Annotated in this window: 11 protein-coding genes and 1 pseudogene; 3 read left to right on the forward strand and 9 right to left on the reverse strand. The window is 65.0% G+C overall.

Going from position 1 to position 12,775, the window contains the following annotated elements:
• Window positions 1-111: 111 nt before the first annotated feature.
• From BcanWU425_RS21230 to BcanWU425_RS21265, 8 genes and pseudogenes are all read right to left on the reverse strand, one after another.
• Window positions 112-938, reverse strand: a pseudogene (locus BcanWU425_RS21230) (hypothetical protein).
• Window positions 939-1,019: 81 nt separating this feature from the next.
• The gene (fsrB, locus tag BcanWU425_RS21235; protein ID WP_204511183.1) at window positions 1,020-2,312 is read right to left on the reverse strand and encodes a siderophore utilization protein FsrB; all 1,293 of its coding nucleotides are present in this window, start codon (window positions 2,310-2,312) and stop codon (window positions 1,020-1,022) included.
• Between the two features lie 52 nt (window positions 2,313-2,364).
• Window positions 2,365-4,353 carry a TonB-dependent siderophore receptor gene (locus BcanWU425_RS21240; RefSeq protein ID WP_204511182.1) on the reverse strand — a complete coding sequence of 663 codons (1,989 nt, stop codon included), beginning with the start codon at window positions 4,351-4,353 and terminating at the stop codon, window positions 2,365-2,367.
• 518 nt (window positions 4,354-4,871) lie between these two features.
• Window positions 4,872-5,537, reverse strand: coding sequence for a methionine ABC transporter permease (locus BcanWU425_RS21245; protein WP_018457839.1), 666 nt, complete (start codon window positions 5,535-5,537; stop codon window positions 4,872-4,874).
• Complete coding sequence (locus tag BcanWU425_RS21250) at window positions 5,527-6,693, reverse strand: methionine ABC transporter ATP-binding protein (protein ID WP_018457838.1); 1,167 nt, start codon at window positions 6,691-6,693, stop codon at window positions 5,527-5,529. Before BcanWU425_RS21250 ends, BcanWU425_RS21245 begins: the two co-directional genes overlap by 11 nt.
• Before the next feature lie 226 nt (window positions 6,694-6,919).
• Window positions 6,920-8,392, reverse strand: a complete 1,473-nt coding sequence (locus BcanWU425_RS21255; protein WP_018457837.1) for a DASS family sodium-coupled anion symporter — start codon at window positions 8,390-8,392, stop codon at window positions 6,920-6,922.
• Between the two features lie 112 nt (window positions 8,393-8,504).
• A complete protein-coding gene (locus tag BcanWU425_RS21260) occupies window positions 8,505-9,311 on the reverse strand; it encodes an enoyl-CoA hydratase/isomerase family protein (protein ID WP_018457836.1) in 807 nt (268 codons plus the stop codon).
• Between the two features lie 33 nt (window positions 9,312-9,344).
• The gene (locus BcanWU425_RS21265) at window positions 9,345-10,103 is read right to left on the reverse strand and encodes a hypothetical protein (RefSeq protein WP_018457835.1); all 759 of its coding nucleotides are present in this window, start codon (window positions 10,101-10,103) and stop codon (window positions 9,345-9,347) included.
• A gap of 62 nt (window positions 10,104-10,165) precedes the next feature.
• Between BcanWU425_RS21265 and nthA the strand changes: the two genes are divergently transcribed.
• From nthA to BcanWU425_RS21280, 3 genes are read left to right on the forward strand one after another with little or no spacing between them, the layout of a single operon-like run.
• The gene (gene nthA / locus BcanWU425_RS21270; RefSeq protein ID WP_085349816.1) at window positions 10,166-10,789 is read left to right on the forward strand and encodes a nitrile hydratase subunit alpha; all 624 of its coding nucleotides are present in this window, start codon (window positions 10,166-10,168) and stop codon (window positions 10,787-10,789) included.
• Window positions 10,786-11,445: a nitrile hydratase subunit beta gene (gene nthB, locus BcanWU425_RS21275; RefSeq protein WP_018457833.1), complete on the forward strand. Its 660-nt coding sequence runs from the start codon at window positions 10,786-10,788 to the stop codon at window positions 11,443-11,445. Before nthA ends, nthB begins: the two co-directional genes overlap by 4 nt.
• Window positions 11,445-11,825, forward strand: a complete 381-nt coding sequence (locus BcanWU425_RS21280; RefSeq protein ID WP_018457832.1) for a nitrile hydratase accessory protein — start codon at window positions 11,445-11,447, stop codon at window positions 11,823-11,825. Before nthB ends, BcanWU425_RS21280 begins: the two co-directional genes overlap by 1 nt.
• Before the next feature lie 158 nt (window positions 11,826-11,983).
• On the opposite strand, the gene queC is transcribed toward BcanWU425_RS21280, so the two are convergent.
• Window positions 11,984-12,697, reverse strand: coding sequence for a 7-cyano-7-deazaguanine synthase QueC (gene queC, locus BcanWU425_RS21285; protein ID WP_018457831.1), 714 nt, complete (start codon window positions 12,695-12,697; stop codon window positions 11,984-11,986).
• Between the last annotated feature and the right edge of the window lie 78 nt (window positions 12,698-12,775).

Here is a 12,775-nt window from a genome sequence, read left to right on the forward strand (position 1 = left end):
CGCTGCTTGGCCTTGGTTGCGCCTGCAGGACAAGCTGCAATTTCCGATTGCGCATTCTTGAGCCAGGGCGGCGCGCAACGTTGTAGCCCCGAAGGTAACTGGATGATCGCTCTAGCGCACGAGCAGCAACTCCAGCTGGCTCTGCGCTTTCTTGACCGCCGTCGCATACCAGCTCTGGCTTGGTGCCTCCTTGGCGAAGCACGCCGTGTACGCGGTCATCGCGTTGTCTTCGCGGGTGATGTCGCCGCGCGGGTCTTTCTTGTCGATGGGTTTGGCCATCATCTGCTTCCAGACCTTTTCGCAGGCCGGGATCTCAGCCGTCTTCACCGCGTCGCTTGCGGCGAGAAAGAAGACCTTGTCGCCCTGGATCGCGACGACGTCGATTTCATGCGGCGGTCCCTTCAAATCGCCATTGCCGCGCACGCCCAGTACGGCGACCGCAGCGCTCGCTGCCGCGGGCTTCGTGATCGGCAGCTCGGCATATTTGGCGAAGGCGGAGTCCTGGATCGCCTGATAGTAGAAGCGGTCCGATTTGAACGCCGCGCCGATCTCCTGCGGCATGCCGTCCTCGCGGTGCTCGCGAAGCCAGTGCCTGAGCAAGCCGGTCGTGGTCGCCACCGCTTGCATCTTGTCGCCTTCGGAGGCGAAGCCGAGCCCGTCGAGATGGCCAAAGCCGGAGTCGCCCTTGAAGAGCGTGTCCGCATTCGTCTTGCCGTCGGCCGGCAGTCCCTTGATTGCGACGGGACCCACCAGGCTGCGCAGGACGCCCGTCAACTCGTTGAGCGCCGCATCGTGCTGCTTATAGGTCTCGTCGTTTCCGCAGCTTTCGAGAACTTTGCGATGTAGCGATCGCGCAGGTCGAGATAATGCTGCTCGGGCGTGGCCGCATCGGCGGGCGTAGCGAAGACGAGCAGGCAGAGCAAGGCAAGCGATCTCATGCGATTTCCGGCAAGACGGGGGGATCTCCAGTCTTTGTGCCGGTGCCGGGCGGGAAGGTTCATCCGCGCCGGACGAACGCCCTACTCCGCCGGTGTCAGCTGCTGCCGGCTCGGGCGCATCGCCGCCGTCGCCCGCACGCGCACGCGGGCGCGGCGCTTGCGCCACCAGATCACGATTCCGGTGACCGAGAGCGCCGCCACCACCAGCCCCATGACCGAGATCAGAATGCGGCCGAACAGCCCGACGATGCGGCCCGAATGCAGCGGGAATTGCGCCTGTACGAAGATGTCGGCGGCGGTGCCGACCCAGGGCAGCCGTTCGCCGATCGGACGACCGTCCTCGCTGTCGTAATAGAGCTGCGCCGGGCCGACGCCGCCGGCGCCGTGATCGTCGCCGGGGTGGAAGAAGGCCGCGGCATAGACGCCGTGGGCCGGGCCGTGATTGACCGAGCCGACCGGGATGGTCCACCCTCGCCCCTTGCCGTCGACCGCCGCGCGCGCGGCGATGTCGGCGAAGCTGACCTTGGGCTCGATGGGGTCGTCGAGATCGCGATACGGCCGCTGCTCATAGGGCGTCGGCGTGTAGTTCGACACCATTTTCATCAGCGGCGAGAACACCTCGAAATAGAGGTTCAGCGAGAACGCCGTGAAGGCGATGATGAAGAGCACGCCCCAGGTCCACAGGCTGAAAGCGCGGTGGATATCGAAATTGATCCGGTAGGCGCTGCCTGACGTCTTGATGGTCCACGCGGGCGCCCAACGCGCCCAGAAGCCGCGTTCGAGCTGGCGCGTGACCTGGGGTGCCCGCGCCGCCCAGGCGCGCCGGCGCGAGGGCAGCGTCAAATACAAGCCGACGAAGCAGTCGATGGTCCAGATGATGGCGATCACGCCGAGCAGGCGCATGCCCCAGCGGTCGCTGCCCCAGAATTCCGGGATGTGCATGGTGTAGTGCAGCTTGTAGAGGAACGAGACGAAGTTTTCGCGCGTCACCGGCCACACCGCGCCCCAATAGCGCCGGCCGAGCTCGGCGCCAGTATTGGGGTCCAGAAAGATCTGATTGTAGTCGAGCGGATAGCGCTTGCCGGTCGCGGGATCGATCCTGGGCATGACGAAGAACCACAGCGAGTGGCCCTCCTCCGGCGTCATGAACAGGTAGACAACGCGCGCGCGGGGATCGCGCTGCTCGATCATCTTGGCGAGATCGATCGAGGGAATGGCCGGGCCCTTGCTGCTGACGTCGAACAGATGGCTGTTCAGGACCTCGTCGATCTCGTGATCCCAGGAGATGATCGCCCCGGTGATACCGGAGAAGAACAGGAATCCGGCCGTGAGCAGTCCCGCCCAGCGATGCAGCTTGCCGAATATCGCTCTCATCGTCTTCTCTCATCAAGCAGGCCCGGCCGCCATTGCCGGACCGTCCTAGACCTCACCACCGATACGTCAGCTTGCCGATGGCCTTGCGTCCCTCTGCGTAGAAGCAGCCCGACAGGCTGTAACAGGCGGCGACGTAGCGGGTGTCGGCGAGATTGGTGACGTTCAGCGACAGGCGCCAATTGTCCCTGGTGTAGGCGAGCAGCGCGTCCAGCACGGTCGCGGATCCGACCTTGAATGTATTGGCGTCATCGCCCCAGGTCGCGCCGACATAGCGGACGCCGCCGCCGAACTGCAGGCCCGCGAGCGGCCCGGTCTGAAGCGTATAGTCGTTCCACAGCGAGGCGCGGTTGAGCGGCACGGTGACCGGCGCCTTGCCGACATTCACCGGATCCTGCGTGACGATTGCATCGACATAGGCATAGGCCGCGCGCAGGTTCCAGCCGTCGGCGAGCGACATCGTGCCTTCGAGCTCGAGGCCGCGCGATTTCACTTGACCGGTCTGCTCGGCAATGTTGAGCGGAGGCGCAAAGGTGACGACGTTGTCGCGCGTCAGGTCGAAGGCGGCGAAGGTGAACAGCGCGTTCCATCCGAGCGGCTGGTACTTGACGCCCACCTCGTACTGCACGCCGGTCTCGGGATTGAGCAGCTGTCCGCTCGGGCCGGTCGCGAGCACCGGCAGGAACGATTCCGAGTAGCTGAAATAGGGCGCGATGCCGTTGTCGAAATTGTACATCATTGCGGCGCGGCCGGTGAAGGCCGACGCATCCTTCGCGACCGACGTATTGAAGATGCCGCTGCCGACCTGCGTCGTTACAAAATCCTGGCGGCCACCGAGCTGGAACGAGAGCCGGCCGAGCTTGATCTGGTCCTGCGCGTAGAGGCCGACCTGCGACTGCTTGACCCCGGTGTCGTCGCTCATGGCGCCCATGGTCCAGTCGTAGCTGTAGACCGGGCTGAAGACGTTGATCTCGGGCGCGGACGTCGTGACGCCAAAGGCGGTGTCGCGGAATCTGGTGTTGCGATAGTCGATCCCGACCAGCGTGGTGTGGCTGAGGAAGCCGGTGGTGAATTTGCCCTGGAGCTGGTTGTCCACGGCGAAGGAGTCGATGTAGGAGTTGCTGTAGCTGCCGAAACGGGCGAGCTGTCCCGCGGCCTCGTCGGTATAGCCTCCGCCGAAAAACACCTTCTCCTCGTTGTGCTGGTAGGCGTAGCGCAAATTCTGCCGGAATGTGATGTTGTCGGTGAAATTGTGCGAGAGCTGGTAGCCGGCGGTCGCGATCTCGGTGTTGAACGCGTTGAAGCTCGGCACGCCCGCGAAGAACGAGACCGGGATGGTGCGGCCGTTGTTTGGCCACACCGTGCCCGAGGCCGGCAAGAACTGGAGGCCCCACCCTGCCCGGTCGCGCTGGTAGTTGGCGAGGATCGTGATGGTGGTGTCATCGTTCGGCTTGAACGTGACGGCGGGCGCGACGAAGACGCGGTTGTCCTTGGTGAAGTCGACCTGGGTTTCGCCGTCGCGCACCACGCCGGTCAGGCGCCACAGCACGGTGCCGTCCTTGTTGGCGGGACCGCCCATGTCGAACTGGCCCTGATAGCGGTTGAAGCTGCCGCCCGAGATCGAGACCTCGCCGAACTGCTGGGCCGTCGGCAGCTTGGTCACGTAGTTGAGGATGCCGCCGGTGCCGCTGCCGCCATACATCGCCGAGGATGGGCCCTTGAGAACCTCGAGACGCTCGGCGCCATAGGGATCGAGGCCGTTGAAGTGCACGTAATTGCTGGAGGGAATCCGCAAACCGTCGACATAGAGGCCCGACATGGTGGTGTCGAAGCCGCGGATCTGGAGGGCGCCGAAGCGCGTGTCCGAGCCGCCGTTGACGTCGCCGCTGACGCCGGCGGTGTAGCGCAACGCCTCGCCGATCGAGACCGCGCCCTGGTTCCTGACCTGGTCGGTCGTGACGACGGAGACGGACTGCGGGGTTTCGATCAGCGGCGTATCCGTCTTGGTCGCGGTGCCGCTGCGCGTCGCAACGAAACCGCGCACCGGACCATTGGAGCGTTCACCGGTGGCGTCGTTCGAGGATGCCGACTGGGTTGGCGCAGCTTGCTGCGACGGAGAGCGACGATTGGCGCGCGCGGTGCGTGTCGCCGCTGACTGTCGCGTTGAGGCGACCGCTGCAGGCCGGGCGCGCTGAGCCGGGGCTTCGACGGTGACGGCGGGGATCTGCGTTTGCGCCTCCACGGCACCGAAGGGAACGACGAGAGCAAATGTGCTGGCCGCTCCGAGGAAGAGAGTCTGTATCTGTCGACGACGCGTGTCGGCACGCGAAGCAAGTTGGAAATCGGTCACGTTTGTCGAGGCCCCACGCACTGCCGGCTTCGCCGGTATCGTTTTTGATGCCTCGCCCTAACGCAGGCGATTTCGGAGTGCGATAGGAACTGCGTTAGAATTTCTCCAGACGCGTGCGCAACGCGTGCGACGAATGCACTCAGTCGTGTCTCGAAGTTTGGAATGCTTCCAGACCGACAAGAACCTGCTTGTTCGAAATGTCTTAAACGGCGTCAGCGATGTCGCAGCCGGCGATTAACCCGGCGCGCGAGATAATCGCCGGCGCTCTGCACGAGCTGCACCAGCGCGATCAGCACCACGACGACGGCCAGCATCATCTCCGGCATGAAGCGCTGATAGCCGTAGCGGATGCCGAGATCGCCCAGGCCTCCGCCTCCGACGGCGCCGACCATGGCGGAATAGCCGAGCAGGCTGACAACCGCGAGCGTCAGCGCCAGCAGAAGACCCGGCAGCGCTTCGGGGATCAGCACCTTGAGCACGATCTGCATCGGCGAGGCCCCGAACGAGGACGCCGTCTCGATCAGGCCGCCATCGACCTCGCGGATCGCGGCCTCGACCAGGCGCGCGATGAACGGCGCCGATGCGATCGTCAACGGTACGATCGCGGCCGTCGATCCGATCGAGGTGCCGGCCACCAACCGCGTGAACGGGATAATGGCGACGACCAGGATGATGAAAGGCGTGGATCGCGTCGCGTTGACGACGGCACCGAGCACGCGATTGACGATGGGCGCCGCGAACAGCTCGCCTTTCCGGCTGGTCGCGAGAAAGACGCCGAGCGGCAGGCCGAAGGCGGTGCCGATCAGCGCGGCGAGCCCGACCATGTACAGGCTCTCGCCGGTCGCCTGGATGATCAGGTTGATGAGTTCAGGCGACATAGCCGAGACGCTCCGCGGGGAATTGATATTGTGAAAGCCAGGCCAGCGTGCGCGTCGTCGCGTCCTCGCCGCCGGACATGCCGAGAGGGATACCAAGCGTCAGCGAGCCCACATGCTGGCCGCCGATCTCGTCGATGCGGGCCGACAGCAGCGACACGTCGAGGCCGAGCTCGCGCGCCAGCCGCGCCACCATCGTGTCGCCGGCCCCTGCCCCGCGCACCTTGACGCGGATCACGGCCTGTCCGGCCGGAGGCTGCTCCGAAACGATCCGGCTCGCCAGCGACACCGGCAGGCTGTCTCCGATTACTTCGGCCAGGAAGGATTGCGTGATCGGATGCTTGGGGTAGGTGAAGATGTTGGCGACATGGCCGCTCTCGACGACGCGGCCGGCATCGAGCACCACGACATCCCCCGCAAGTTGGCGCACCACGGACATCTCATGGGTGATCAGTACGATGGTCACGCCCAGCTCGCGGTTGATGTTCGCGAGCAGATCGAGGATCGCCCGCGTGGTCTGCGGATCGAGCGCCGAGGTCGCCTCATCCGACAGCAGCACGCTCGGCCGCGTCGCGAGCGCACGGGCAATGCCGACGCGCTGCTTCTGGCCGCCGGAGAGTTCTGACGGGTAGCGATCGTGCTTGTCTGCGATGCCCACCAGCGCAAGCAGCTCGGCCACGCGCGCGCGGATATCGGCCTTGGCCCAGCCGGCGATCTCCAGCGGCAGCGCGATGTTGGCGGCAGCGGTGCGGGAGGACAGCAGATTGAAGTGCTGGAAGATCATGCCGATCGAGCGCTGCGCCAGCCGCAAGTCGCGGCCCGAGAGCGCCGAGATATCTCTGTTATCGACGACGACGCGGCCCGTGGTCGGCCTCTCCAGGCCGTTGATGAGCCGGACCAGGCTCGATTTGCCGGCGCCGGAGCGGCCGATGATTCCGGTGATCGAACCGCGCGGGATGGCGAAGTCGATGTTTTGCAGGGCATTGACGCCGGGCTTGCCGCGATAGGCCGGATAGGTTTTCGAGATGCCTTCGAAGCGGACCATCGCGTCGGACGCAGTCGCGGCAGGTGAGATCGCGTGAGCTGAGATCGCGTCAAACTTTTCGATCGGCTGTCCGATCGCGAGCGACGGGTGGACGTTCATGGAGGCGGCCTTCATGCACAATAGTTCCCTTGCCCCTGGGCATCCGGGAACGGTCGCATCAAGCGACGGAGAGTGAAACCGCGATGAGGACTCGGCTGGAGCGCGCTGCACCGCAGCACGCACAATCGCCCTTTCGGGTCGCTCTGGCAATGTCAGATATTTGCGGGGAGTTGGACGAAGTTTTTCAAATGTCTTCCCGCTGAAGAAAATTCATCTGCCGCCGCATTGCCTCCCGCCCGACTCAGTGGACCTGCAACCAGGGCCATACGATCAGCAGGAGCCCCGCGAAATAGAGCATCCCAAAGATCAGCCCAAAACCCCAGAACTGACCCTTGCCGATATAGCCGCTCCCGAAATACATCGGCGCCGGCCCGGTCGCGTAAGGCGAGATCACCCCCATCAGGCCGAGCGAATACATGCAGAGCATGGCGAGCGTCGTGACTGGTAGGTCGGGGATGCCGGATCCGACCGCGAGCACCACGGGCAGCACGGCGGCGGCATGCGAGGTGATGCTCGAGAAGAAATAGTGGATCCAGAAGAACAGCGCGACCAGCAGGAGCATTGCGGTCGACGGCGACAGCCCGGCGAGCGGCTTTGCGTATTCGGTCGCGAACCATTTGATGAAGCCGATCTCGTTGAGGCCCGAGGCCAGCGTCAGCAGCGAGGTGAAATAGAAGAACACCTCCCAGGCGCCCTTCTCGGCGACGATGTCGGCAAACTCGATCACGCCCGTCACCAGCATCAGCGAGATCACGATGAACACGACGGTGGTGGCGTTGACGAAATTCGAGCCCAGAAGCGGCACGCGGATGTCCGGGCTCGAGCCCGCGATCCACAGGAACATCGCGAGCAAGATCAGCGCCAGCATGATCCATTCATTGCGCGACATCGGGCCCATCTCCGCGAGCTCCTTCGATGCCCATTCGGAAATTTCCGGGCTGCTCTTCACCTCGGGGCGGCAGACCGCGTAGCTGAGCAGCGGGACCAGCACCATCAGGAGCAGGCCGAGCGGCGCAAAGCCGATGAACCACTGCGCCCAGCTGACGTCGATTCCGGCGGTCTTCTTGGCGATGGCGAGCGCCGCTGCATTGGGCGCCAGCGCGGTGAAGAACAATGAGCTGGTGACGGCGGTCGACGCGAACGCGGTCCACATCACGTAGGTGCCGATCTTGCCGGCAGTCGGTCCTGGCTCGGAGCCGTAGATGCGCGGGATGTTGCTGATGATGGGATAGACGATGCCGCCGCTGCGCGCGGTGTTGGACGGTGTCGCCGGCGCCAGCAAGAAGTCCGACATCGCCACCGCATAGCCGAGACCTAGCGTGTTGGTGCCGAGCTTTTGCACCAACACGAGCGCAATACGCCGGCCCAGCTGGCTCTTGCGGTACCCGATCGAGAACACGAAGGCGCCGACGATCAGCCACACCGTGCTCTCGGCAAAGCCCGCCAGCATCCAGCGCAGCGATTTGGTCGGATCGGGATCGATATAACCGCCGACGCCGGCAACCGTCAGCCCGATCAGGCCGACCGCGCCGACCGGCATCGATTCCAGGATGAGCCCGGTGATGACGGCCGCGAAGATCGCAAAATAGTGCCACTGATTGGCGTTGAGCCCTGCGGGCACCGGCCACAGATAGATCAGCAGCCATACCGCGAGCGGCGCGATCAGCTTCCAGCGAAACCCTTTCGCCTCGGGTGCCTGCGTGCCAGTGGTCATGGGCCCTCCCCCTCGATCGTCATTGTCGTCTGCCGGCCCGTTGATCGGGCCTATTTTGTCCCAGCGCCGCGTATACGGATAGTCGGCGGCGCAATCAATGCCTGGCCGGCTTCTACCGCCCTCTGAACTTCGGTTTGCGTCGCGTCAGGAACGCCTCGACGCCCTCCTTATGGTCCTCGCTAAGGCTTGCCAGGGCGAACTGGTCGACGTCCATGTGGCTGGCGAGATTATCCAGCGCATGCGCCAGCCGGTTGACCGTGAGTTTCGTCATGGCAACGGAGAGCGGCGGCTGCGCGGCCACCTTGCGCGCAAGCTCCATCGCGGCATCGAACGCATGGCCGGGATCGACCACCTGCTCGACCAGGCCCCACTCATAGGCTTCATCCGCGCTGATGCGCTGATCGGCCAGGATCACCGCCTGCTTGGTGCGCGCCGGGCCGATCAGATGCAGCATGCGCGGAATGCTCTGCCAGCTCATGTTCATGCCGAGCCCGATCTCGGGCACGCGCAGATGGGCATCGCGTCCCATGACGCGGAAGTCGAGCGCGACGGCCAGCGCCACGCCGCCGCCGACGCAAAACCCCTCGATGGCGGCGATCGTGATCTGCTCCATCTCCTGCCAGGCGTGGGTCAGGCGCGGTCCGAGCTTGAGATGCCGCCGCAGCGTGCCGAGGTCCATGTCCTTGCGCGCGCGGCCTTCGGCATCCTTGAGGTCGAAGCCGGCGCTGAACGCAGCCGCGCTGCCTGTCAGCACCACGGCAGAGGTTGCGGCGTCATCCTCAAAACTGCGCGCGGCCGCGGTGAGCTGGCGTAAAGCCTCTGGCGATAGCGCATTGATGCCGTCGCCGCGGTCGAACCGCACCACCGCAATCCGTCCCTCCGGCCCGAGGCCCTTCTCGATCTTGACATAGTCAGGCAACGCAAACTCCCCTGGTCTTGGTCTTCCTGGCGCTCACAGATGCCCGGTGCGCCGATGTTCGGGTTCGCTTCCATGGACCGGAAACCGGATCGTGGTCCCGATGGTGATCCAGTTGGCATTTTCGCCGGTGATGTTGCGGCCGTAGATCAGATCGACGGAGAATATCTCGTTCGGTCGGTAGCGGACACCGGTCTGGAAACGCGGCTGCACGATGCTTGCGACCTCGGCGGCGCCGGCCTGCCCGTACGCCTCGATCGTCCATTGCAGCGTGTCGGTGAATTTCCAATCGAAGCCGATGCCGTAGGTCAGGTAATGGCGATCCACCGTCCGATCCCAGAGCCAGCCGCCGTTGACGTTGATGCGCATGGTCTCCGACAGGCGGAAGGTCGCGGGGATGACGGCAAAGGCGGCTAGCGCCTCGCCGGTCGCCGCGTCGAACGATCCTCCGCCATAGGCCGACAATCCCCACCGGCCGATTCCGGTCGGGACGAAATTCGTCTTGGCTTTTGGCGCGATTGTCGTGCTCCAGTCGCCGCCGCTCCGGGCCCGGATGGTCTGCAGGCTCAGCTCGATCGGCCTGAAGGGATCGACGACACAGGAGGGATTGGCGACCGCCGAAAAATCCGTGTTGGAAGCCGCCGACAGCCAACTTTCCACCTTGCAGGAGCCGACATCGGAAATGTCGGCGGCATCGACCGCATAGGCGCCATTCGCGGCGCGCGCATCCTGCGCCGCGAATGCGCCAAGAGCCGCGATTGCGACGGTTATTCCGGTTCTTGCAGCCCAGCCCATGGTGCGATGTTAGCAGAGTCTTCGCCTCGACAACGCCCGGATTCTGGGACTATCTTCGCCCCATGAGCGACCATCATCACCACGATCACGACCATTCCGAGCTGTCGGAGACCGAGCTGCGCGTGCGCGCGCTCGAGACGATCCTGACCGAAAAAGGCTATGTCGAGCCGGCCGCGCTCGACGCCATCATCCAGGCCTATGAGACCCGGATCGGCCCCCATAACGGCGCGCGCGTTGTCGCCAAGGCCTGGAGCGATCCGGCGTTCAAGAAGGCACTGCTGGAGGACGGCTCGAAGGCGATCGGCACGCTCGGCCATGTCAGCCGCGTCGGCGACCACCTCGTCGTGGTCGAGAACACGCCGCAACGTCACAACATGGTCGTGTGCACGCTGTGCTCCTGCTACCCCTGGGAAATGCTGGGGCTGCCGCCGGTCTGGTACAAGGCCGCGCCCTATCGCTCCCGCGCGGTGAAGGACCCGCGCGGCGTGCTCGCCGATTTCGGCGTGCAAGTCGCCAAGGACGTTGAAATCCGGGTATGGGATTCGACCGCCGAAACGCGCTTTCTGGTGCTGCCGATGCGCCCCGCAGGGACCGAAGGCTGGAGCGAGGAGCAGCTCGCCGAGCTGGTCACGCGCGATTCCATGATCGGCACCGGCTTTCCCAAGGCGCCGGGGGCGCCGTCATGAACGGCGTGCACGACATGGGCGGCATGGACGGGTTCGGCAAGGTCGAGCCCGAACCGAACGAGCCGGTGTTCCACGAGGAATGGGAGTCGCGTGTTCTCGCCATGGTACGCGCGATGGGCGCGGCCGGCGCCTTCAACATCGACACCTCGCGCTTCTATCGCGAGACGATCCCGCCGCATATCTATCTCTCGAGCTCCTACTACAAGAAATGGTTTCTCGGGCTCGAGGAGATGCTGATCGAGAAGGGCTACCTCACTCGGGAGGAAGTCGCCGCCGGCCACGCGATGCAGCCGGCCAAGGCGCTCAAGCACGGCAAGTTTGATCTCGGCCAGGTCGAGCGCATCATGGTGCGCGGCAAGTTCGCCCGCCCTGCCCCGGCGCCGGCGAAATTCAAGATCGGTGACAAGGTCCGCGCGAAGAACATTCACCCGGCGACCCACACCCGCCTGCCGCGCTACGTGCGTGGTCATGTCGGAATCGTCGAGCTGAACCATGGCTGCCACGTGTTTCCGGACTCGGCGGCGATGGAGCTCGGCGAGAATCCGCAATGGCTCTACACTGTCGTGTTCGAGGGCCGCGATCTCTGGGGCGCGGACGGCGATCCGACCTCGAAAGTCTCGATCGATGCGTTCGAGCCGTATCTGGACCCGGCGTGATGAGCAGCACGGCTGCTGCTGCCGCGACGGCAGCGATCCCGAGCATTCCGCGCGACGATGACGGCCCGGTGTTCCGCGCGCCCTGGGAGGCGCACGCCTTCGCGATGGCGCTGACGCTGCACGAGCGCGGCGTGTTCACCTGGCCCGAATGGGCGGCAGCCCTGGCCTCCGAGATCAAGCGCGCGCAGGCGGCCGGCGATCCCGATACGGGCGAGACCTACTATCTCCATTGGCTCGCCACGCTGGAGGGGCTGGTCGCGCGCAAGGGCGTTGCGTCTGCGGAGACGTTGCATCGCTACCGCGACGCCTGGGACCACGCGGCCGATCGCACCCCGCACGGCAAGCCGATCGAGCTGAAGGCGGAGGATTTTGCGCCGTAGTCCCTTTGCGCGTTGCTTGGGTACACTCTAATCCCAACCAACACTGTCATTCCCCGCGAAGGCGGGGAATCCAGTACGCCGCGGCCTGTCGATTATCGCTACCTTCTCGGAGTACTGGATCACCCGCTTTCGCGGGTGATGACACCGAGTCTATGGTATCACCGTCCCGCCACGTACTCCCGCCACCCCTTCGCCCGCAGGCTGCACGCCGGGCATTCTCCGCAGCCGTATCCCCAATCATGCTGCGCGCCGCGTTCGCCGAGGTAGCAGGTGTGCGACTGCTCGCGGATGAGGTCGACCAGCCCGTCGCCGCCGAGGTCATGGGCGAGCTTCCACGTCGCGGCCTTGTCGATCCACATCAGCGGGGTATGCAGCTCGAACTTGCGGGCCATGCCGAGCGACAGCGCGGCCTGCATCGCGCGGATGGCGTCGTCGCGGCAATCGGGATAACCGGAATAGTCGGTCTCGCACATGCCGCCGACGATGTAACTGATGCCGCGCCGATAGGCCAGCGCCGCGGCGAAAGTCAAAAACACCAGATTGCGGCCGGGCACGAACGTGTTCGGCAGGCCGTCGGCGCCCATCGCAATCGCGACGTCGCGCGTCAGCGCCGTCTCGGACACGGCCGCCAGCGTCGGGATCGCTAGCGTGTGGCTCTCCCCGAGCCTGGAAGCCCAATCCGTGCGCAGGCCCTTGATGCCGTCGAACAGCCGGTCGCGGCAGGCAAGCTCGATGGCGTGGCGCTGCCCGTAATCGAACCCAAGCGTCTCCACGTGCGCAAAACGATTCAGCGCCCAGGCAAGGCAGGTGGTGGAATCCTGGCCGCCGGAAAACAGCACCAGCGCGGTTTCGGATGAAGATGCGTCAGTCATGGCCCGCGCTTTAGCACTGCGCACGCGGCTCGCCAATCTGGCGCGCCAACCGGTGGAAATCACCCTGTTCCGCCGCGC

The organism is Bradyrhizobium sp. WU425 (assembly GCF_021052305.1).
In the GTDB taxonomy this organism is placed as follows: Bacteria; Pseudomonadota; Alphaproteobacteria; order Rhizobiales; family Xanthobacteraceae; genus Bradyrhizobium; species Bradyrhizobium canariense_D.

What these genes read in the sequence shown, in the direction of transcription:
- queC (WP_018457831.1), bottom strand. Translation starts at nt 12,697, where the DNA reads ATGACTGACGCATCTTCATCCGAAACCGCGCTGGTGCTGTTTTCCGGC.
- fsrB (WP_204511183.1), bottom strand. Translation starts at nt 2,312, where the DNA reads ATGAGAGCGATATTCGGCAAGCTGCATCGCTGGGCGGGACTGCTCACG.
- BcanWU425_RS21245 (WP_018457839.1), bottom strand. Translation starts at nt 5,537, where the DNA reads ATGTCGCCTGAACTCATCAACCTGATCATCCAGGCGACCGGCGAGAGC.
- nthA (WP_085349816.1), top strand. Translation starts at nt 10,166, where the DNA reads ATGAGCGACCATCATCACCACGATCACGACCATTCCGAGCTGTCGGAG.
- nthB (WP_018457833.1), top strand. Translation starts at nt 10,786, where the DNA reads ATGAACGGCGTGCACGACATGGGCGGCATGGACGGGTTCGGCAAGGTC.
- BcanWU425_RS21250 (WP_018457838.1), bottom strand. Translation starts at nt 6,693, where the DNA reads ATGAAGGCCGCCTCCATGAACGTCCACCCGTCGCTCGCGATCGGACAG.
- BcanWU425_RS21255 (WP_018457837.1), bottom strand. Translation starts at nt 8,392, where the DNA reads ATGACCACTGGCACGCAGGCACCCGAGGCGAAAGGGTTTCGCTGGAAG.
- BcanWU425_RS21280 (WP_018457832.1), top strand. Translation starts at nt 11,445, where the DNA reads ATGAGCAGCACGGCTGCTGCTGCCGCGACGGCAGCGATCCCGAGCATT.
- BcanWU425_RS21265 (WP_018457835.1), bottom strand. Translation starts at nt 10,103, where the DNA reads ATGGGCTGGGCTGCAAGAACCGGAATAACCGTCGCAATCGCGGCTCTT.